Source organism: Leclercia sp. LSNIH3, from assembly GCF_002935105.1.
Taxonomy (GTDB): Bacteria; Pseudomonadota; Gammaproteobacteria; order Enterobacterales; family Enterobacteriaceae; genus Enterobacter; species Enterobacter adecarboxylatus.
The window spans coordinates 2,382,772-2,403,566 of the sequence record NZ_CP026387.1; the positions used below are offsets into that span (position 1 = coordinate 2,382,772).

Sequence of the window (20,795 nt, forward strand, 5' to 3'; positions counted from 1 at the left end):
AATCATTTAGCCTGCGTCGAGGCGGCAAGATGGTGAATCCCCAGTCACTTACTGAAGTAAGTGACTGGGGTGAGCTGGCGCAGCCAACAAAGAGGCAGACTGAATGATGAAGCGTATTCCTGCCTGAAATGCCGTGTCGCCTTCCACCGTCGCCACATCACGCCCGATGGCGTGAAACGCCTGCCGATAGCGAGAGGTCAACGATGAGCCTGCGACGAGGGTGATGGACTGCTGCCCGGCGAACTGTTCGCTCAGGGTGGCGACTTCTGCGCCAATTAGCAGGCCCGATAAAAATTCGCTCACCTGCTCGCGGGGAAGGGATCCCAGCACGTGCGAGGCGCGAACCTCAAAAAGCTGCGGCAAAACGGCAGGGGATGCGATCCCGCGCTCAAGCCCGGCGACGAACGCCTCAGGGGCGGCATCCTGCTCTGGCAAACCGGCACCCACCAGCGAATGCTTAAGCAGCAGATGGTGCAATTCGCCGGTCATCACGGTACGAAAATCGTGGATCTGTTGAGCATCGGCCTGCACCCATTTGCAGTGGGTACCGGGCATCACATAGACAGAAGAAGGAGAGAGCGCGCGCGCACCAAGCAGCTGGGTCTCTTCACCGCGCATCACATTGTGGTTATCGTCACGCGAGACACACAGCCCGGGAATAATCCAGACATTGTCGCCAACGGACGTTAACTGTTCGCCAATGGCAGAGAGATAGGCAGGAACCGGCAGATAGGGAGCGACCTTCCAGCCCACGTTGCTGCCAACCATTCCCGCCATCACCACAGGTGTGGCGCCGTCGCGCCAGTTTTGTGTGACCTCTGCTAACACCGCTTCGGGGGATTTGCCGTTCAGACGCGTGACGCCTGATTCGGATTGCCTGCTCTCCAGGCACTGCTCACCCTGGTACAGCCAGGCGCGCAGATTGGTCGATCCCCAGTCAATAGCGATGTAGCGAGATGTCATGTGATTTCCTTCAACCTTCGTGTGGAGCTGGCGATCATGGTCAACGCCGCCTGCTCTGCCGCATCGCTGTCCTGATGCCGTATCGCATCAAACAGCGCTTTATGTTCCTGGAGTGTCTTCGGCATGTTGGCCTCATCACCCATCCAGGTTCGTTCAAATACTGCTCGCTGTAGCGAGCTGATCGCCACGCTAAGCTGCTGTAACACCGGGTTATGCACCGACTGCAGCACCGCCTCGTGGTAGCGAATATCCGCCTCGTTAAAAGCATCCCGGTCCTGGTTATTGGCGATCATGTCGTTCAGGGCCGACTCAATCTGCGCCAGGTCGCCAGAGGTTGCGCGTTCCGCCGCCCAGCGGGCGATGGCTGGCTCTACCAGGTTTCGTACTTCGCTCATCGCGCCGATCAGTCGTGGGTCGTAGTCGTTTTCCAGCACCCACTGCAGAACATCCGTATCGAGGTAGTTCCACTGGTTACGCGGGGCGACAAAGGCGCCGCGATAACGCTTCATTTCGATCAGCCGCTTCGCCATCAGCGAGCGAAAGACTTCCCGGATGATGTTGCGCGAGGTTTCAAACTCCTCACACAGCTCTGCTTCGGCGGGCAGTGGTGAACCGGGAACGTACTTGCCACCCACGATCTGAGTGCCCAGCGTAATGACGATGCGATCGGTTTTATTGAGAGTCATGGAGAGTCCTTGTGCTCTGTATGTCCATCACTACTTTACCGCGACCGCTGAATTTCGCCTCAATTTTGCAGTACAAACGTGATGCTGTTCGTCATTGCCGTGGTCGTAATGTAGTACAATCACATAATGTTGTACTACAATCTGGATCACAAAAAGAACAATCAGTGAAAGGAATGTTAAAGAAAGGTTCCTGAGGGGATAAAAAAACCCGCAACGGGTGCGGGTCAGGGAGTGCGGGTTTTACCGGGTCTTAATTCAGAACAAACTTCTCAATAGCGTAAGCCACGCCATCTTCGAGGTTGGATTTGGTGACGAAGTTAGCCACCTCTTTCACCGACGGGATCGCGTTTTCCATCGCCACGCCTAAGCCGGCATATTCCAGCATCGCAATGTCGTTTTCCTGATCGCCCAGGGTCATGATCTCTTCCGGCTTGATCCCCAGCGCGTCGGCCAGCGACTTCACGCCAGTGCCTTTATTGACGCGTTTATCGAGGATTTCGAGGAAGTACGGCGCACTTTTCAACACGGTGTATTTCTCTTTCACCTCTGCCGGGATACGGGCAATGGCTTTGTCCAGGATCTCTGGCTCATCAATCATCATTACTTTCAGGAACTGAGTGGCGGGGTCCATCTTCTCCGCTTCGCAGAACACCAGCGGAATAGTGGCGACAAAGGATTCATGAACCGTGTAGTAGCTGATGTCGCGGTTGGCGGTGTAGAGCGTATTACGGTCGAGAGCGTGGAAGTGCGAGCCGACCTCACGGGAGAGTTGTTCCAGATAACGGTAATCGTCATAACTCAGCGCCGTTTGCGCCACCGTGCTGCCATCGGCTGCTTTCTGCACCAGTGCGCCGTTGTAGGTAATGCAGTAATCACCCGGTTCATTCATGTGCAGCTCTTTCAGGTAGCTGTGAACACCTGCGTATGGACGACCGGTGGTCAGCACCACGTTCACGCCTTTCGCACGGGCTGCGGCAATTGCGTCTTTAACGCCAGCAGAGATAGTGTGGTCTGGCAGCAGCAGCGTGCCGTCCATATCGATTGCAATGAGTTTGATAGCCATGGGATCCCCGGTTGGAATGAGTCTGACTTCATGCTAACGCGATTCCGCTCAAAAAACAGCAACACCGGAGAAGGAAAACGGGGCTGAAAGCACAGGAAATATTCCCCGTTTAGGCGGCAGCAATCCGGCAGCTTTGGCTACCGGATTGCTACGTCTTTCTTTAGATTGCCGCTTTCTTTCGACCGCCAAACATTAACAGCACGGCTGAAATAATGGCCAGCGCTCCAACCAGATAGAAAGCTGAATAATATTGCCCGGTGCCCTGGACAATGAAACCAGTCAACATAGGCGCAAACACCCCGGCCAGGTTCGCCAGAAAATGGATAAATCCACTGACTGCACCAACGTTGTTGCCTTTTACCGTATCCTGCACAATGGCCCAGTAGCAGGAGGTGGTGACATACATGGCAAACATACCGACGGACATCAGACCAATTGCGCTATACAGGCTGGCCACCAGCGCCGAGGCGGTAATACAGACAGCAGCGATAATCAGCCCAACGACAATAATAACCTTTCGGGAAAACAGCAGATTATTGGTGATTTTATAAATGTAATCAGAGATAAAACCACCCGAGATCAGCCCAACGAACCCCAACAACCACGGCAGGACGTTAGCGATACTCATATCGTGCATATTCAGCCCGCGCGCATCCAGCAGATAGCTGGGGAACCAGGTCATAAAGAAAAAGAGTATGTAGCTGTAAGCGAAAAAGGCCAGCGCAGTGAAGAGGATAATCGGCTGCTTCAGATAATAAGAGAGCTTTTCATCCGGCAGACAGCTCTCTTCGCTATCAACGGGGGAAGCCTGTTGCTGCGTATCGCTCTGATCGCCGGTACGGTTTCTTGTCGCAGCCAGCCAGATCACCACCCAGACAAAACCGATCAGCATCATGCCGATAAAGGTCATCCGCCATCCAAATGCCAGCGCAGCGGCAGCAACAATAGGCGCTGATACTGCCCCACCCATTGGGTTGCCGGAAAAAGAGACGCCCACGGCGCGGGCGCGCTCCTTCGCAGGGAACCATTTAACGATCGTTTTATTGGTGACTGACCCCATCGGGCCTTCAGCGGCACCAAATATCACGCGGATGATAAACAGCGAAACAAAGTTGAAAGCCATGCAGGTTAAGCCTGCAAAAAGCGACCATAGCCCCATTGCTCCAGCAAAAATGCGCCGTGGGCCATATTTATCAGCCAGCCAGCCGCCAATAAAACAAAAAACAGCATAACCAATAGCAAAGCTACTGAAAATAAGGCCCAGCTCAGCTTTATTGACATTGAGATCGGCGGTTATATAAGGGGCGAGAATAGATAAAGCCGCCCTATCGATATAATTTATCATCGATGCAATAAAAAGCAGAACGAGTATAAAATACCTTCTATTGGTATACATATTTCTCTCCATGATGTAGGGTACGTCCAGTTATATTTATTCAGGATTAATAATAAATAAGATAGATATCATCCTCTCCATGTTGTCGATTGTATCGTTTTTAATTCTCACCGGTTAAATACTGGTAAATACCTTCAGCTACCGGAATGCCCTCGCGCTGACATTTGGCTTTATAAGCCATCTGCGGATCGTTCGGCGCAAGGACTTTTTCCACGCCAGGAACCGGTCTTACCGCCCGCAATTCATCCCTCATGGTCTTCATCGTCGCGGCAAAAAAGGCATTACCCAGTTTGTCTGGATCGATGGCAATGACCAGGCTCGCCAGCTTACGCATTTTGTCGTAGTCACCGTACATACGTACAATATGGTTGCCGAAGTTAGCCCCCATTAAGATGCCGGTCAGGGCATCTATCGCCAGCGCAATCCCGGAGCCTTTATGCTTACCAAAAGGCAGGAGGTTTTCTATTTTGTGCGGGTCAGTTGTCACGTTGCCCTCTTTATCCAGCGCCAGCCCTTCACCAACAGGCTGTCCGGTCTCCTTGGCATGTAAAATTTTGCCAAAGGCAACGGCGCTGGTGGCCATGTCGACAATCATCGGTGCTTCATCTTTTACCGGAAAACCAAAGGCCAGAGGGTTGGTCCCCAGAAAACGTTCCGCACCGCCATAAGGCGCTACGCAGGTGTCTGTCTGCGTCATCACGATGGCGATAGCCCCCTGGCGGGTCGCACGTTCGGCAAAATAGGAGAGCGCGCCGCAGTGAGAGGTGTTTTTGATGCCAACAAAACCTACCCCAGTCTCTTTTGCCAGCTGTACCGCACGATCCGTGGCGGCGAGCAGCGCTGAATGCCCCATACCATCATCTGAATCCAACACGGCGACGGAAGGTGAAATCGACTGGAATGCCATCACGGCAGCCGGATTTAACCCCCCCGCCTGCAGGCGCGTGCAGTAGTGTTCAACTCGCATAACGCCGTGCGAATGGACACCCGTCATGTCGGCATGCACCAGCACATCGGTGACCTCTCTTGCCGTGTTGTCATCCAGACCGGCACGAGTTAATTTTGTTAAGACTAACGCTTTTAATTCATCTTCTTTAATTAATACGCTGGACATCGAAATCTTCCTTAAAATTTAATGACGCCTTTAACTAATTTTTTATTTTCGACAACGTCTTCTTTATAACCGTCACCGAAGCTGTAAAAGTCATATTCTTTATTAACCATTAAACCTTCGTGTAATACCCCGTCCGCCATTAATGCGATAACGCACTCGAAGTCTTCGCGCGTGGCATTACGGCTGGCTAAAAGCGTGGTCTCTTTTTTATGGAATGTCGGGTCATCAAGCTGCAGTTCGCCAATATAGAGTCCAATAAAGACAATTTTCCCACCGTGTCGAATAAGGTCGACCGAACGTGACATTGACGCTTTATTTCCTGTAGCGTCCATCAGGACACAGGCTAACTGGCCGTCAAAGCAGGCTTTCAGATCTTCTGGATAGCTTTGCAGGGTCGGATCCAGGGTGGCTACCGCCAGTTTTTCACTGATTTGCTGACGGCGGCCCGCATCAATATCGGCAACCACAACGCGCCCGCCCTTCGCTTTGGCTATCGCAGCAGCCGCCAGTCCAATCGGCCCGGCACCCACAATCAGCACATTTTGCTGCGGCCTGATATCGGCCCGACGAACCGCATGGGCGCCAATGGCAAAACACTCTACCAGCGCCCCGGCGTTATCACTCAGGCTGGACGGCAACTCGACCAGGTTCTCTTCGCGGACAGCGAGATATTCGCTAAAACCGCCGTCCTGATGCACGCCATACAAAGAGACGTTTTCGCAGCAGTTAGTCTTGCCCTCCTGGCAGGCGGCACAGCTACCGCAGGGAATGCACGGAATAACGCTATAGCGCAGCCCTTTTTTGACGCGAGTGCATGCGCTGCCTGTCTCTTCTACTACGCCGCAAATTTCATGGCCCAGTACCCGTGGGTAGGAAAAGAAGGGCTGCCGGCCCGCAAAAGCATGGATATCGGTGCCGCAAATCCCCACCGCGCGGGTTTTAAGAAGCGCCTCACCCTCTTTTAATGAAGGAATGTCTCTTTCGATGTACTCAATCTGGTGCGGTTGTTGGCAAATAAGCGTTTTCATGGATTTTCCTGCAGCAATAGATTTTTGATGGCGTCACGAACGCCCTCAGTTTCGATGGTAAGAAAAGCGAGACGGATTTCGTGCAAAAATGAGGTGTTGTCACAGGCAAGCGTGCCGAAGATGCTTTCGATCTGTAGCAAGGCGTGGGCCTGTTTCCATGAGGAGTCAAACTGGCTCACCCGCGCATGAAACTCTGCATTCAGGGGATCGGCGATGGTCTGGCCGCGAGAAACAGCACCAATAATGTAATGAAGCCAACCGGCGATCAGCACCGCCAGTGCCGTCCCTTTTACCTTGCGCGCCTGTAGCGTACGCCATGGATCTATGGCGCGTTGCGGAAGCTTCTGCGAACCATCCATGGCGATCTGGCTGGTTCTGTGTTTGATATGCGGGTTGCTGAAGCGGGCAACCAGCAGCCGGGCGTACTGTTCCACATCCAGGTTTAATGCCGGGTTAAGGGATTTGGCTTGCTCTTCCACCATCAGGTGGAATACCGCGGCATTAAGAACGGGATCGGCCATGCATTGATAGATAAATTCATAGCCTGCCAGGCTGCCGTTATAGGCCAGAAACGAATGGCTGCCGTTTAACATCCGCAGCTTCATCTCTTCGTAGGGCAATACGTCGCTGACGAACATTGCTCCGGCCTTGTCCCATTCTGGTCTTCCGGCAACAAAGTTGTCTTCGATCACCCACTGCCGAAAATCTTCGCAGACCACGCCGCAGGGATCGGCATAACCCATTTCTTCTTCAATAACGGCAAACTGTTCTGCCGTCATGGCTGGAACGATGCGGTCAACCATGGTACCGGGAAAGGTCACATTGCTTTCGATCCACTCAGCCAGATCGCTATCAATCTGCCGCGCGAAGTCGAGCACCGCGTGTCTGGTCAGCAAGCCGTTTTCCGGAATGTTGTCACAGGAAAGAACGCTAAAGGGTGAGAGTTTTCGTTCGCGCCGTATACGCAACGCTTCCACCAGCAAACCGATGGCCGACTGAGGCGTGCGGGGTGATGTGACATCATGGTGAATAAGCGGATTGCCGAGGTCCAGTCTGCGTGATTGCGGATCGGTGCAGTACCCTTTTTCAGTGATGGTCAGCGAGACGATTTTTACCTGCGGTTCAGCCAGTTTATCGATCGCGGCCTGAATACCGCTCGCAGGCGTATGAAGTGCGCCAGCCATCGACCGCACCTGGCGGCAGGTGGTTGAGGTAGCGGATTTTTCCACCACGCTGAACAGGCATTCCCGGGCATTCAACTCATCCACCAGCTCCGCGCTGCCAAACATATTAATGCCAAAAATTCCCCAGCGTTGTTCCATGCTTTCATTGCAGAGATCGGTATAAACCGCCTGGTGCCCGCGATGAAACGCCCCGAGTCCGATATGTACGATATCGGCTTTCAGCGCTTGTCTGTCGTACGTTGTCTTTTCCATTAGAAACCCTCCACAAATCGTCGACCAATAATGCCAAACAGGTTTACCAAAACAGTGATAATGATCTCAAATGGTAAACAAAGAACATGAATAAAATCCTAATTAAATTCAGACCTCAAACAAAACACCATCAATATCAATAAGATAGTTAAAATAAGAGACAAGAAAAGTGCATGCTTATTGAAAAGTGTGATAAGCATCGAATGAGCCACCAGAAAAATTGGTGTACCATTAAATAAGTCACAAGCCCACCACGGGCAATCCGTTGAATTTAAATGATTTAAACCAAAGACACTCATCAAAACGCGTCAATCTGGTTTACACAATTAGCAAAACAGGCATACCAAAGCATTGAGCAAATGAATTGAATAATGGGAATTAAGAGGACCAAGAAATGAATACGCTTATCAAATACGTTCAAACCCGACTGTTCAAAGTGCCGCTGGCGGAAATACTGGTGGATGCGAAACATGGCGATCACAGCCATTTTGAACTCATCACGACCACGATTACCCTGGAAAACGGCGCGACCGGCACCGGCTATACCTATACCGGCGGTAAAGGGGGTTATGCCATTAAGGCGATGATTGATCACGATTTGGCTCCGGTCCTTGTAGGTAAAGACGCGGCGGAGATCGATGCCATTTACGACTTTATGGAGTGGCATATTCACTATGTTGGCCGGGGAGGAATTGCCTCGTTTGCAACCTCAACGGTCGATATTGCGTTATGGGATTTGAAGGGCAAACGTGAGCAATTACCGCTCTGGAAAATGGCGGGCGGTGCCAATAACAGCTGTAAAGCCTACTGCGGTGGCATTGATCTGGCGTTTCCACTCGATAAGCTGCTGCGTAGCATCCAGGGTTATCTGGACAGCGGCTTTAACGCCGTGAAAATAAAGGTGGGACAGAAAAATCCACAGGATGATATCGACCGTATCAAGGCGGTTCGCCAGCTTATTGGCCCTGACGTAACCTTTATGATTGATGCTAACTACTCGCTCTCTGTTGAACAGGCTATTGCGCTCTCGAAGGCGGTTGAGTCATGCGATATTAGCTGGTTTGAAGAGCCAACCATTCCTGATGATTACGACGGCTACGCCCGCATTGCTGAAAACACCACTATCCCACTGGCGATGGGGGAAAATCTGCATACCATTCATGAGTTTGGGTACGCGCTGGATCGCGCCAGGTTAGGGTTCATTCAGCCAGATGCCTCGAACTGTGGTGGGATCACCGGTTGGCTGAAGGCTGCCAGATTGTCGACCAATTATGGTCTGCCGATTTGCTCGCACGGCATGCAGGAATTACACGTTAGCCTGGTATCCGCTTTTGATACCGGCTGGCTGGAAGTACATAGTTTCCCTATCGATCGCTATACGAAACGTCCGTTAGTGGTAGAGAACTACCGGGCCGTCGCCCCAGATGAATGCGGCATTGGTGTTGAATTTGACTGGGATAAACTCAACCCATATGAAGTCTGATGGTTGCCGGGCCTGCCACCATGCAGGCCCGGCGCAGAATCAGGTGGCAAAGAAAAAGTCGTCAAAATCATCCAGCGACTCGTCCTGATGGAAGATTTTCACCAGTTCGTTTTTGCTGTTTTCAAGGTGGTTCCAGGATGCCTGACGGGCTTGTTCAGCATTACGCTTCTGTAGAGCGAGGAAGATAGAGCGGTGATCCTCAACCCACATCATGCGTAACTCTTTTTTATGCAGGTAGTGGTAATTCAGGCGTTTCCAGCGGGGGTTTTCCGTTCTGACGGCTCGCCAGAGCTCTGCGGATTGCTTCATCAGCACGCGGTTTTGCGTCGCCTCGGCAATAATATTGTGGAACTCCCGATCCAGCTCTTCGAATTTGTCGCTATCACCGTCAATCAGCTTAACCTGCTGGGCAATGATTCGCTTAAGCTCGCGTAGCTCATTCAGCCTGATCTGCGTTGCGGCAAAACCGGTAATATTGCTCTCGATAACTTGCCGGGCCTGAAGCAGTTCAAAAGGGCCGATATCAGAATAGGGCAAAAGAGCTTTTTGATTTAACTTTTCAGGGCTATCAATGAAATAAATGCCAGCGCCCTGACGAACTTCCACCACGCCCTTCAGCTCAAGCATGATAATAGCTTCACGGATTGTGGTTCGACTGGTGTTAAAACGTTCTCCGAGCTCTCTTTCCGAAGGAAGCCGCTCTCCTGCTTTAAACACCCCAGAATAGAGCAGCTCCTCTATCTGGAGACCAACATCATAATAGCGCCTTTTAGTGATCGCCTGTTCCATGCTTACGCCTATAAAAAACCGACAATTCAACCCGATGATAGTGTGAAGCAAGCTAATCCGCGCCTTCCCGTAAGGAAAGCGCGGAGGCAGACTTAGATATCGATGTTCGCCGCTTTCAGCGCGTTCTCTTCGATGAAGGCACGACGTGGTTCAACCGCATCGCCCATCAGGGTAGTGAACAGCTGGTCCGCTGCAATCGCGTCTTTTACGGTAACGCGCAGCATGCGGCGACTCTCTGGATCCATGGTGGTTTCCCACAGCTGATCCGGGTTCATTTCACCCAGACCTTTATAACGCTGAATGGAGAGGCCACGACGGGACTCTTTCACCAGCCAATCCAGCGCCTGCTCGAAGCTGGCAACCGGCTGACGGCGTTCGCCACGCTCGATAAAGGCATCGTCTTCAATCAGACCGCGCAGCTTCTCGCCCAGAGTACAGATACGACGGTATTCCGCACCGGTCACAAACTCATGATCCAGTGGGTAGTCGGTATCCACACCGTGGGTACGCACACGGATCACCGGCTCGAACTGATTCAGTTCGCTGTTCTCGTTCACGTCGAACTTCCACTGGCTACCGTGCTGCTCGTTCTCGTTCAGATCGGTCACCAGGGTGTTCACCCAACGGGTCACGGCCTGCTCGCTGCTGAGGTCGGCTTCGGACAGCGTCGGCTGATAGACCAGCGCTTTCAGCAGTGTGCGCGGGAAGCGACGCTCCATGCGGCCAATCATCTTCTGGGTAGCGTTGTACTCAGAGACCAGACGTTCCAGCGGTTCACCCGCCAGCGCCGGGGCGCTTGAGTTAGCGTGCAGGGTCGCGCCATCAAGGGCGATAGCGATCTGGTACTGATCCATCGCTTCGTCGTCTTTGATGTACTGTTCCTGCTTGCCTTTCTTCACTTTGTACAGCGGCGGCTGGGCAATGTAGACATGGCCACGCTCAACGATTTCCGGCATCTGACGGTAGAAGAAGGTCAACAGCAGCGTACGGATGTGCGAGCCGTCGACGTCCGCATCGGTCATGATGATGATGCTGTGATAGCGCAGTTTGTCCGGGTTGTACTCGTCACGGCCAATGCCGCAGCCCAGGGCGGTGATCAGCGTCGCCACTTCCTGAGAAGAGAGCATCTTGTCGAAGCGCGCCTTCTCAACGTTAAGGATTTTACCCTTCAGCGGCAGGATCGCCTGGTTCTTACGGTTACGGCCCTGCTTCGCAGAACCGCCCGCGGAGTCCCCTTCCACGAGGTACAGTTCGGACAGCGCCGGGTCGCGTTCCTGACAGTCTGCCAGCTTGCCCGGCAGGCCTGCTAAGTCCAGCGCGCCTTTACGACGGGTCATTTCACGGGCTTTACGTGCCGCTTCACGGGCGCGCGCCGCGTCGATAATTTTGCCGACCACGATTTTGGCGTCGGATGGGTTTTCCAGCAGGTATTCGCTCAGCAGTTCGTTCATCTGCTGTTCAACCGCCGATTTCACCTCGGAGGAGACCAGCTTGTCTTTGGTCTGAGAGGAGAATTTCGGATCCGGCACCTTCACGGAGACAACAGCAATCAGGCCTTCACGGGCATCGTCGCCGGTGGCGCTGACTTTTGCTTTTTTGCTGTAGCCTTCTTTATCCATGTAGGCGTTCAGGGTACGGGTCATCGCCGTACGGAAGCCAACCAGGTGTGTACCGCCATCGCGCTGCGGGATGTTGTTGGTAAAGCAGTAGATGTTTTCCTGGAACCCGTCGTTCCACTGCAGCGCAACTTCCACGCCGATACCGTCTTTTTCGGTAGAGAAATAGAAGATATTTGGGTGAATTGGCGTTTTGTTCTTGTTGAGATACTCAACGAACGCCTTGATGCCGCCTTCGTAGTGGAAGTGGTCTTCTTTGCCGTCGCGCTTGTCGCGCAGGCGGATAGAGACGCCGGAGTTCAGGAATGACAGCTCGCGCAGACGTTTGGCGAGGATATCGTATTCAAACTCGGTGACGTTGGTGAAGGTTTCATGGCTTGGCCAGAAACGGACCTGAGTCCCGGTTACGTCAGTTTCACCGGTAACCGCCAGCGGAGCCTGCGGTACGCCGTGCACGTAGGTTTGCTGATGCACTTTGCCTTCGCGACGGATCAGCAGTTCCAGCTTCTGCGACAGGGCGTTAACCACAGAGACACCCACACCGTGCAGACCGCCGGATACTTTATAGGAGTTATCATCGAACTTACCGCCTGCGTGCAGGACGGTCATGATAACTTCCGCTGCAGATACGCCCTCTTCCGGGTGGATACCGGTCGGGATGCCACGGCCATCATCGGTTACGGAGACGGAGTTGTCGGCGTGGATCGTCACCACGATGTCTTTACAGTGACCCGCGAGCGCTTCGTCGATAGCGTTATCCACAACCTCAAATACCATGTGGTGCAGACCGGTGCCGTCATCCGTGTCGCCGATATACATACCCGGGCGCTTACGCACCGCATCCAGCCCTTTCAGGACTTTGATACTGGAGGAGTCATAAGAATTCGACATCAACGTTTCTCGCTCATTTATTCTTGGGTTAATCCGTTATTTTACCCTTTTCCACGGTGAACATCTTCGAATTTTTGTCCGACATGTCCATTACGTGTTCAGCGCTAATCGCACTGACGAAAACTTGTGACTGCGTGGCTTTTAAGCGGCTGGCAAGCAGTCCGCGCCGCGCGTCGTCAAGTTCCGAGGCAAAATCATCAATCAGGTACAGGCAGCGTCGCCCACTCTCACGGGTTAAAAACTCGCCCTGCGCCAGGCGCAGCGCGCACATCAGCAGTTTGAGCTGCCCGCGTGATAAGGTGTCTTCTACCGGCGCACCGTCGGCACGAATGCGGAAATCCGCCTTGTGCGGGCCGTGTGCCGTGTAGGTCAACATGCGATCGCGCTCGAAGCTTCGCTCCAGCACCTCGGCATAGTCGGTCTCCTTCTCCCAGCCGCGCTGGAAGGAGAAGCTTAAAGAGAACTCGGGTAAAAACTGTTGGCAGGTATCTGCCATGTCCTGCGCGATCCCGGCGCTGTACTCGGCGCGCCAGCGGCTGATCTGCTCCGCCAGTGGGATCAGCTCTTTGTCCCACGCCCGCAGTTGGGCATAGCGGGTTACCTGGCGTAGCGCGGCATTGCGCTGCTTGAGCAGCCGTTTAAGGTTGCTCCAGGCGGTAAAGAAGCCCGCTTCGTTATGGAAGCATCCCCAGTCGAGGAAGGCTCTTCTGTATTTGGGGCCGCCGTTGAGTAAAGTAAACCCCTCGGGGGTGATCAGCTGCATCGGCATCATCAGTGCCAGCTCGGCCACTTTGTGCCCGTCGGTGCCGTCGATGCGCACCTTGCTGTCGCCATGCTTGTCTTTGGTCAGGCCGATAGCCGTTTCGTGATCCTGGCCCTGCAAACGCCCATGTAAAATGAACGCTTCCTGCTCGTGGCGAATGACGCGGCCAATCTGCAAACTGCGAAACGCCCGACCATGGCCGAGCGTATAGATGGCTTCCAGGACGCTGGTTTTGCCGCTGCCGTTGGCGCCAACCAGGAAATTAAAGCCGGGAGATAAAGCAAGATCCGCGCTTTCGATATTGCGGAAATCTTTAATTAAAAGGCGCGTCAGTGACATATCTGGGTTTCTTCGGGCCAGGGCGTAATCGGCGCAGCCAGTTTCAACGCGGACTGCGCACAGACCCTGAAGCGTACACGGAGTACGTGACAGGGGCGAGCACAGCCCAGGTTGAAAGTGGCAAGTAAGATAGCCCGATAGTTATCACTACAGTCTCATTGGCATGACAACATAAGCAGCCGACTGTGATGCAGCATCTTCAATCTGTACACTCGACACGGAATCCGTCAGCAGAATACGCACGTTTTCGCACTTCAGTGCATTCAGCACATCCAGCACGTAACTGACGTTAAAGCCGATTTCCATTTCGGTGCCCGCCGCATAGGTGACATCGAGGATCTCTTCGGCTTCTTCCTGCTCCGGGTTGTTAGCCGTAATCTTCAGTTGGTTTTCGCTGACATACAGGCGCACGCCGCGGAACTTCTCGTTAGAGAGGATCGCCGCACGGGCAAAGGCCTGCTTGAGGATATCGCAGCCCGCTTCCAGCGTTTTGTCCGGGTTCTTCGGCAATACGCGGCGATAGTCCGGGAAGCGACCATCCACCAACTTAGAGGTGAAGATAAAGTCACCGACATGCGCGCGAATGTTGTTGCTGCCAATCTGCACGCGCAGCGGGGTTTCGCCGCCGTCGAGCATACGCATCAGCTCAATCACGCCTTTACGCGGCACGATCACCGAATGGTTCGGCAAGCTCACGCCAATCGGCATAGAGCAGACCGCCAGACGGTGGCCGTCGGTGGCGACGGTACGCAGCTCTTCACCTTCGGTTTCGAACAGCATGCCGTTTAAGTAGTAGCGAACGTCCTGATGCGCCATCGAGAACTGGGTGGCTTCAATCAGGCGCTTCATGGTTGCCTGCGGCAGGGTGAATTCGACTTCGCTCTGCCAGTCATCGAGGTTCGGGAAGTCGATAGCCGGGAGCGTGGAGAGCGAGAAGCGGCTGCGGCCGGAGCGCACCAACATGCGATCGCCTTCCAGCTGCACGGCAATCTCTGCCCCTTCAGGCAGGCCACGGCAGATATCAAAGAACTTACGCGCTGGAACAGTGGTAGCGCCCGCTTCGTGAGGCTGAGAAAGCGTCACGCGTGCGACCATTTCCATCTCGAGATCGGTGCCGGTCAGCGACAGCGTGCCGTCTGCGACCTGTAGCAGCAGGTTACCGAGAATAGGCAGCGTCGGGCGGCCGCCTAAGGGGCCACTCACCTGTTGCAGCGGTTTTAATAAGTGTTCACGTTCAACGGTAAATTTCATAGCGTCACGAAGATAATGTTCTGATTAAATTGGAGAAGTCTTCTTTTATGTCGTGGCTTTCTTCACGCAGCTGCTCGATCTTACGACAGGCGTGCAGCACGGTGGTATGGTCACGGCCACCAAAGGCATCACCGATTTCCGGCAGGCTGTGGTTGGTGAGTTCCTTTGCCAGCGCCATCGCCATCTGACGCGGTCTCGCCACCGAGCGGGATCGACGTTTGGACAGCAAATCCGCCACTTTAATTTTGTAGTACTCCGCCACCGTCTTCTGAATATTGTCGATGGTGACCAGTTTTTCCTGCAATGCCAGCAGATCGCGCAGCGCTTCACGCACGAAATCGATGGTGATCGCCCGTCCGGTGAAGTTGGCATTGGCGATGACGCGGTTCAGTGCGCCTTCCAGCTCACGAACATTGGAACGCAGACGCTTGGCAATAAAGAACGCCACCTCACCCGGCAGACGAATGTCGTTCTCGTCGGCCTTTTTCATCAGGATCGCCACGCGGGTTTCCAGTTCCGGCGGCTCGATCGCCACGGTCAGGCCCCAGCCGAAGCGGGATTTCAGACGATCCTCAACCCCGTTGATCTCTTTCGGATAACGATCCGAGGTCAAAATGATCTGCTGATTGCCTTCCAGCAGGGCATTGAAGGTGTGGAAAAACTCTTCCTGAGATCGTTCTTTATTAGCAAAGAATTGAATGTCATCGATCAGCAGCGCATCAACGGAGCGGTAGTAGCGTTTAAACTCTTCGATCGCGTTGTTTTGCAGGGCTTTAACCATGTCCTGAACGAAGCGCTCGGAGTGCATATACACGACTTTGGCATTCGGCTTACGCGCCACGATGCCATTGCCAACCGCGTGCAACAGGTGCGTTTTACCCAGACCGGTGCCGCCATAAAGGAACAGCGGGTTATAGGCGCCGCCCGGGTTATCCGCCACCTGACGGGCCGCCGCGCGCGCCAGCTGGTTCGATTTACCCTCGACGAAGTTATCGAAGGTGTGTTTGACGTTAACGTTGGAGCGGTATGTCGGCTCCGCCGGGGCCGGCACGTTGTCCCAGCCTGAACGCGGTGCAGGAGCGACGCGCGGCATGTGAACCTGCGCGGTTTGCGCGGGTGCCGCGGCGACGTTAACGGTCTCTTTAAGGGTTTGGGTGACCGGCTTTGTGCCCACTTCAAAACGCAGCTGTGGGGCATCGGTACCGCAAAATTCGTTCAGCAGTCCATTGATGTTATTAAGGTATTTGTCCCTTACCCAATCGAGCACAAAACGGTTTGGCGCATACAAAGCCAGCGTGTTATCGCTCAGCTCCGCCTGCAACGGGCGGATCCACATACTGAATTCTGTGGCTGGTAACTCATCCTGCAATCGGGCAAGACACTGCTGCCAAAGCGAAAGTGACACGGCGGACTCCACTCGAACATAAAAAGAAAGCTATTGAATAGTCATGATTGTAGACACACGTCGAAAAGACCCGGCGTTAAGGGGGACGTGCGAACCGCTATTTGCGGTTTTTGCCCGACCAGGATCCTGGGATCCGATCAGGACCGCGGATCATAGCTTAAACTGAGCCAGAGATCTTCTGTTTCTCACAGTTTCTTCCCGATTTATCCACAGGAGGATCGAAACGGGGTAAGTGTAAACGATCCTGAGGATACGCCCCCACGATTTAGGCCGCATATTGGAAAAATTAATGAGTAAAGACGATTTTTTGCTGAAATGATCTAACGAAGATCCTGGACGATCCTTGCGATTTGCCCTGGAGGCCGTATAATTCCCCACCCGGCGCGTGGGACTCTAAGACCTGCGTCTGACGCTGTTCAATTTGCACGCTAAAAACGTGCGGAAAGACGCGGGAAATAAGGAAAGAGAATTGACTCTGGAGTGTACAATTATTACAATCCGGCCTCTTTAATCACCCATGGCTTCGGCGTCCATTGTTCGTTATTCGTTCGGACTCCACAAAAAGTCATTGAATTTATTCAAGTTTAGGTAGAAATCGCCATGAAACGCACTTTTCAACCGTCTGTACTGAAGCGCAACCGTTCTCACGGCTTCCGTGCTCGTATGGCTACTAAAAATGGTCGTCAGGTTCTGGCACGTCGTCGTGCTAAAGGCCGTTCACGTCTGACCGTTTCCAAGTAATTAAGCTAACCCCTGCGTGGTTAAGCTAGCATTTCCCAGGGAGTTACGTTTGTTAACTCCCACTCATTTCACTTTCGTCTTCCAGCAGCCACAACGGGCTGGCACGCCGCAAATCACCATCCTCGGCCGCCAAAATTCGCTGGGGCATCCCCGTATCGGTCTCACTGTCGCCAAAAAAAATGTTAAGCGTGCGCATGAACGCAATCGGATTAAACGTCTGACGCGTGAAAGCTTCCGTTTACGTCAACATGAACTGCCTTCAATGGATTTCGTGGTGGTGGCAAAAAAAGGGGTTGCCGACCTCGATAACCGTGCTCTCTCGGAAGCGTTGGAAAAATTATGGCGCCGCCACTGTCGCCTGGCTCACGGGTCCTGATCGGCCTTATCCGGGTCTATCAACGCCTGATTAGTCCGCTACTCGGGCCACACTGCCGTTTCACGCCAACATGCTCAAGCTACGGAATTGAGGCATTGCGCAGGTTTGGAGTGATAAAAGGCAGTTGGTTGACGGTGAAACGCGTATTAAAATGCCACCCTTTACACCCAGGTGGAGACGATCCCGTCCCTCCAGGACCTTTTGATACCAGAGAACACTAACGATGGATTCGCAACGCAATCTTCTTATCATCGCTTTGTTGTTCGTGTCTTTCATGATCTTCCAGGCTTGGGAGCAGGATAAAAATCCTCAACCTCAGCAGCAGGTCACGCAGACAACGACCACCGCAGCGGGTAGCGCCGCCGACCAGGGCGTACCGGCCAGTGGCCAGGGTAAACTGATTACGGTTAAGACCGATGTGCTTGAGCTGACTATCAACACCCGTGGTGGTGATGTTGAGCAGGCACAACTGGTAACTTACCCGAAAGAGCTCGGTTCTAACGAGCCGTTCCAGTTACTGGAAACCACGCCGCAGTTTATCTACCAGGCACAGAGCGGCCTGACCGGTCGTGATGGCCCGGATAACCCGGCTAACGGCGCACGTCCGCTGTATAACGTCGATAAAGATGCGTTTGTGCTGGCTGATGGCCAGAACGAACTCGCGATCCCGATGACTTACACCGATGCTGCGGGCAACACCTTCACCAAAACCTTCACCCTGAAACGCGGTGAGTATGCGGTGAACGTGGGCTATAACGTGCAGAACGCCAGCGCGAAACCGCTGGAAATCTCCACCTTTGGCCAGCTTAAGCAAACCATCGATCTGCCGTCGCACCGTGACACCGGAAGCAACAACTTCGCGTTGCATACCTTCCGTGGCGCAGCGTACTCCACGCCAGATACTAAGTACGAGAAATACAAATTCGACACCATTGCCGATAACGAAAACCTGAACGTCAGCTCAAAAGGCGGTTGGGTGGCAATGCTGCAACAGTATTTCGCGACTGCATGGGTGCCAAATAACGCCGGTTCCAACAACTTCTATACCGCAAACCTGAACGGCGTTGCCGCTATCGGCTATAAGTCTGAGCCGGTTCTGGTTCAGCCGGGTCAAACCGGTACGCTGGGCAGCACCCTGTGGGTCGGCCCGGAAATCCAGGACAAGATGGCCGCTGTAGCACCGCACCTGGATCTGACCGTAGATTACGGTTGGTTGTGGTTCATCTCCCAGCCGCTGTTTAAGCTGCTGAAGTGGATCCACAGCTTCCTGGGTAACTGGGGCTTCTCCATCATTGTTATCACCTTTATCGTTCGTGGCATCATGTACCCGCTGACCAAAGCGCAGTACACCTCCATGGCGAAGATGCGTATGCTGCAGCCGAAGATTCAGGCTATGCGTGAGCGTCTGGGCGATGACAAACAGCGTCAGAGCCAGGAGATGATGGCCCTGTATAAAGCCGAGAAAGTGAATCCACTGGGTGGCTGCTTCCCGCTGCTGATCCAGATGCCAATCTTCCTTGCGCTGTACTACATGCTGATGGGTTCCGTTGAGCTGCGCCATGCGCCGTTCGCCCTGTGGATCCATGACCTGTCTGCACAGGACCCGTACTACATCCTGCCGATCCTGATGGGCGTGACGATGTTCTTCATCCAGAAGATGTCACCAACCACCGTGACCGACCCGATGCAGCAGAAGATCATGACCTTTATGCCGGTCATCTTCACCGTGTTCTTCCTGTGGTTCCCGTCAGGTCTGGTGCTGTACTATATCGTCAGCAACCTGGTCACCATCCTTCAGCAGCAGCTGATCTACCGTGGTCTGGAAAAACGTGGTCTGCATAGCCGCGAAAAGAAAAGCTCCTGATTCTGAGTAGGCCGGGTAAGCGAAGCGCCACCCGGCAAAAAGAGCAGTGATGACAGGGCGGTCTATTGACCGCCTTTTTTATTGCATTAAGAAGAGATAAACCATGAGCCATAACGACACTATCGTCGCCCAGGCAACCCCACCGGGACGCGGTGGTGTGGGCATTCTGCGTATCTCCGGCCAGAAGGCGCGCGAGGTGGCAGAAGCGGTGCTGGGTAAATTGCCAAAGCCGCGCTACGCCGACTATCTGCCGTTTAAAGATATTGACGGAACTGCGCTGGATCAGGGCATCGCGCTGTGGTTCCCCGGCCCGAACTCCTTCACCGGCGAAGACGTGCTCGAACTGCAGGGCCACGGCGGGCCGGTGATCCTCGACCTGCTGCTGAAACGCATTCTGACTTTGCCAGGGCTGCGTATTGCCAGGCCGGGCGAGTTCTCCGAGCGCGCCTTCCTGAACGATAAGCTCGACCTTGCGCAAGCTGAGGCGATTGCCGACCTGATCGATGCCAGCTCCGAGCAGGCCGCACGCTCCGCCCTGAACTCACTGCAGGGTGCTTTTTCCGCCCGCGTGAATCATCTTGTGGAAGCACTTACTCACCTGCGCATCTACGTAGAAGCGGCGATTGATTTCCCGGATGAGGAGATCGACTTTCTCTCCGATGGCAAAATCGAAGCCCAGCTTAACGCCGTGATGAGCGATCTCGACGCGGTACGCGCCGAAGCGCGTCAGGGCAGCCTGCTGCGCGAAGGGATGAAAGTGGTCATTGCCGGGCGTCCAAATGCCGGGAAATCGAGCCTGCTGAATGCTCTGGCGGGTCGCGAAGCCGCAATTGTGACCGACATTGCCGGCACCACTCGCGACGTACTGCGGGAACATATTCATATCGACGGTATGCCGCTGCATATCATCGACACCGCGGGTTTACGTGATGCCAGCGACGAAGTGGAGCGCATCGGTATCGAGCGCGCCTGGCAGGAGATCGAGCAGGCTGACCGCGTGCTGTTTATGGTAGATGGCACCACTACGGCGGCGGTCGACCCGGCGGCGATCTGGCCGGACTTTATTGCCCGTCTGCCAGCCAATCTGCCGATCACCGTGGTACGTAACAAAGCCGACGTCACCGGTGAAACGCTGGGCCTCAGCGATGTGAATGGTCACTCACTTATTCGCCTGTCGGCGCGTACCGGCGAGGGCGTAGATGAGTTGCGCGACCACCTGAAGCAGAGCATGGGCTTTGATACCAGCATGGAGGGCGGTTTCCTTGCCCGCCGTCGCCATCTTCAGGCGCTGGAAGAGGCGGCACAACATCTGGATCAGGGCAAAGCACAACTGCTCGGCGCCTGGGCCGGAGAACTGCTGGCGGAAGAGCTGCGTCTGGCGCAGCAGGCGTTAAGCGAGATCACCGGGGAGTTCACTTCGGATGATCTGCTGGGCCGCATTTTCTCGAGCTTCTGTATCGGGAAATAAGCCCGTTTTGCCAGCTGTTAAAAAGCCGCATAACACTCCTGTTATTGTGGCTTTTTCTTTTTTATATTCTCTGAATAAATAGTAAATATATCGGTTATATTCTCTGTGATTACAATCACAATT

The 20,795-nt window shown here is 53.9% G+C and carries 18 protein-coding genes; 6 read left to right on the forward strand and 12 right to left on the reverse strand.

Annotated elements, in window-relative coordinates; translation table 11 throughout:
* Positions 1-48: 48 nt before the first annotated feature.
* From C3F35_RS11555 to C3F35_RS11585, 7 genes are all read right to left on the reverse strand, one after another.
* A complete protein-coding gene (locus C3F35_RS11555) occupies positions 49-963 on the reverse strand; it encodes a 2-dehydro-3-deoxygalactonokinase (protein WP_103793428.1) in 915 nt (304 codons plus the stop codon).
* Positions 960-1,649 carry a D-galactonate utilization transcriptional regulator DgoR gene (dgoR, locus tag C3F35_RS11560; protein WP_064324218.1) on the reverse strand — a complete coding sequence of 230 codons (690 nt, stop codon included), beginning with the start codon at positions 1,647-1,649 and terminating at the stop codon, positions 960-962. The genes C3F35_RS11555 and dgoR overlap by 4 nt, the downstream gene beginning before the upstream one ends.
* A 250-nt stretch (positions 1,650-1,899) precedes the next feature.
* Entirely contained in the window at positions 1,900-2,712 is an 813-nt protein-coding gene (yidA, locus tag C3F35_RS11565) for a sugar-phosphatase (RefSeq protein ID WP_032615557.1), read from the reverse strand.
* 160 nt (positions 2,713-2,872) lie between these two features.
* Positions 2,873-4,108, reverse strand: a complete 1,236-nt coding sequence (locus C3F35_RS11570) for an MFS transporter (protein WP_103793427.1) — start codon at positions 4,106-4,108, stop codon at positions 2,873-2,875.
* A gap of 100 nt (positions 4,109-4,208) precedes the next feature.
* Positions 4,209-5,222 (reverse strand): Ldh family oxidoreductase, encoded by a 1,014-nt coding sequence (locus C3F35_RS11575; RefSeq protein ID WP_103793426.1) that lies wholly within the window; start codon positions 5,220-5,222, stop codon positions 4,209-4,211.
* An 11-nt stretch (positions 5,223-5,233) separates the two neighbouring features.
* Entirely contained in the window at positions 5,234-6,250 is a 1,017-nt protein-coding gene (locus tag C3F35_RS11580; RefSeq protein WP_032615551.1) for a zinc-binding alcohol dehydrogenase family protein, read from the reverse strand.
* Complete coding sequence (locus C3F35_RS11585; protein WP_077226432.1) at positions 6,247-7,686, reverse strand: mannitol dehydrogenase family protein; 1,440 nt, start codon at positions 7,684-7,686, stop codon at positions 6,247-6,249. Before C3F35_RS11585 ends, C3F35_RS11580 begins: the two co-directional genes overlap by 4 nt.
* A 394-nt stretch (positions 7,687-8,080) precedes the next feature.
* Here C3F35_RS11585 and C3F35_RS11590 point away from each other — a divergent pair, with 394 nt between their 5' ends.
* Positions 8,081-9,169, forward strand: coding sequence for a mandelate racemase/muconate lactonizing enzyme family protein (locus C3F35_RS11590; protein ID WP_103793425.1), 1,089 nt, complete (start codon positions 8,081-8,083; stop codon positions 9,167-9,169).
* A 39-nt stretch (positions 9,170-9,208) separates the two neighbouring features.
* On the opposite strand, the gene C3F35_RS11595 is transcribed toward C3F35_RS11590, so the two are convergent.
* The 5 genes from C3F35_RS11595 to dnaA form a co-directional block, all read right to left on the reverse strand.
* Positions 9,209-9,958 (reverse strand): FadR/GntR family transcriptional regulator, encoded by a 750-nt coding sequence (locus C3F35_RS11595; RefSeq protein WP_032615545.1) that lies wholly within the window; start codon positions 9,956-9,958, stop codon positions 9,209-9,211.
* A 92-nt stretch (positions 9,959-10,050) separates the two neighbouring features.
* On the reverse strand, positions 10,051-12,465 hold the full coding sequence (gene gyrB, locus C3F35_RS11600) for a DNA topoisomerase (ATP-hydrolyzing) subunit B (protein ID WP_032615543.1): 2,415 nt from the start codon (positions 12,463-12,465) through the stop codon (positions 10,051-10,053).
* A gap of 28 nt (positions 12,466-12,493) precedes the next feature.
* Entirely contained in the window at positions 12,494-13,567 is a 1,074-nt protein-coding gene (gene recF / locus C3F35_RS11605) for a DNA replication/repair protein RecF (protein WP_032615541.1), read from the reverse strand.
* 147 nt (positions 13,568-13,714) lie between these two features.
* Positions 13,715-14,818, reverse strand: coding sequence for a DNA polymerase III subunit beta (gene dnaN, locus C3F35_RS11610; protein ID WP_032615539.1), 1,104 nt, complete (start codon positions 14,816-14,818; stop codon positions 13,715-13,717).
* A gap of 4 nt (positions 14,819-14,822) precedes the next feature.
* Complete coding sequence (gene dnaA / locus C3F35_RS11615) at positions 14,823-16,223, reverse strand: chromosomal replication initiator protein DnaA (RefSeq protein ID WP_032615537.1); 1,401 nt, start codon at positions 16,221-16,223, stop codon at positions 14,823-14,825.
* A 600-nt stretch (positions 16,224-16,823) separates the two neighbouring features.
* On the opposite strand from dnaA, the gene rpmH reads away from it, so the two are divergent.
* The 5 genes from rpmH (at position 16,824) to mnmE (ending at position 20,672) form a co-directional block, all read left to right on the forward strand.
* The gene (gene rpmH, locus C3F35_RS11625; protein ID WP_003849659.1) at positions 16,824-16,964 is read left to right on the forward strand and encodes a 50S ribosomal protein L34; all 141 of its coding nucleotides are present in this window, start codon (positions 16,824-16,826) and stop codon (positions 16,962-16,964) included.
* Positions 16,965-16,980: 16 nt separating this feature from the next.
* A complete protein-coding gene (gene rnpA / locus C3F35_RS11630) occupies positions 16,981-17,340 on the forward strand; it encodes a ribonuclease P protein component (protein WP_014072458.1) in 360 nt (119 codons plus the stop codon).
* On the forward strand, positions 17,304-17,561 hold the full coding sequence (yidD, locus tag C3F35_RS11635) for a membrane protein insertion efficiency factor YidD (protein WP_015585463.1): 258 nt from the start codon (positions 17,304-17,306) through the stop codon (positions 17,559-17,561). Before rnpA ends, yidD begins: the two co-directional genes overlap by 37 nt.
* Positions 17,562-17,563: 2 nt before the next feature.
* Positions 17,564-19,204 (forward strand): membrane protein insertase YidC, encoded by a 1,641-nt coding sequence (gene yidC / locus C3F35_RS11640; protein WP_032615531.1) that lies wholly within the window; start codon positions 17,564-17,566, stop codon positions 19,202-19,204.
* A gap of 103 nt (positions 19,205-19,307) precedes the next feature.
* Positions 19,308-20,672, forward strand: coding sequence for a tRNA uridine-5-carboxymethylaminomethyl(34) synthesis GTPase MnmE (gene mnmE / locus C3F35_RS11645; protein ID WP_103793424.1), 1,365 nt, complete (start codon positions 19,308-19,310; stop codon positions 20,670-20,672).
* Positions 20,673-20,795 lie beyond the last annotated feature (123 nt).

Coding starts and splice junctions, on each gene's coding strand:
- C3F35_RS11555 (WP_103793428.1), bottom strand. CDS start 963: ATGACATCTCGCTACATCGCTATTGACTGGGGATCGACCAATCTGCGC.
- dgoR (WP_064324218.1), bottom strand. CDS start 1,649: ATGACTCTCAATAAAACCGATCGCATCGTCATTACGCTGGGCACTCAG.
- yidA (WP_032615557.1), bottom strand. CDS start 2,712: ATGGCTATCAAACTCATTGCAATCGATATGGACGGCACGCTGCTGCTG.
- C3F35_RS11570 (WP_103793427.1), bottom strand. CDS start 4,108: ATGTATACCAATAGAAGGTATTTTATACTCGTTCTGCTTTTTATTGCA.
- C3F35_RS11575 (WP_103793426.1), bottom strand. CDS start 5,222: ATGTCCAGCGTATTAATTAAAGAAGATGAATTAAAAGCGTTAGTCTTA.
- C3F35_RS11580 (WP_032615551.1), bottom strand. CDS start 6,250: ATGAAAACGCTTATTTGCCAACAACCGCACCAGATTGAGTACATCGAA.
- C3F35_RS11585 (WP_077226432.1), bottom strand. CDS start 7,686: ATGGAAAAGACAACGTACGACAGACAAGCGCTGAAAGCCGATATCGTA.
- C3F35_RS11590 (WP_103793425.1), top strand. CDS start 8,081: ATGAATACGCTTATCAAATACGTTCAAACCCGACTGTTCAAAGTGCCG.
- C3F35_RS11595 (WP_032615545.1), bottom strand. CDS start 9,958: ATGGAACAGGCGATCACTAAAAGGCGCTATTATGATGTTGGTCTCCAG.
- gyrB (WP_032615543.1), bottom strand. CDS start 12,465: ATGTCGAATTCTTATGACTCCTCCAGTATCAAAGTCCTGAAAGGGCTG.
- recF (WP_032615541.1), bottom strand. CDS start 13,567: ATGTCACTGACGCGCCTTTTAATTAAAGATTTCCGCAATATCGAAAGC.
- dnaN (WP_032615539.1), bottom strand. CDS start 14,818: ATGAAATTTACCGTTGAACGTGAACACTTATTAAAACCGCTGCAACAG.
- rpmH (WP_003849659.1), top strand. CDS start 16,824: ATGAAACGCACTTTTCAACCGTCTGTACTGAAGCGCAACCGTTCTCAC.
- yidD (WP_015585463.1), top strand. CDS start 17,304: ATGGCGCCGCCACTGTCGCCTGGCTCACGGGTCCTGATCGGCCTTATC.
- yidC (WP_032615531.1), top strand. CDS start 17,564: ATGGATTCGCAACGCAATCTTCTTATCATCGCTTTGTTGTTCGTGTCT.
- mnmE (WP_103793424.1), top strand. CDS start 19,308: ATGAGCCATAACGACACTATCGTCGCCCAGGCAACCCCACCGGGACGC.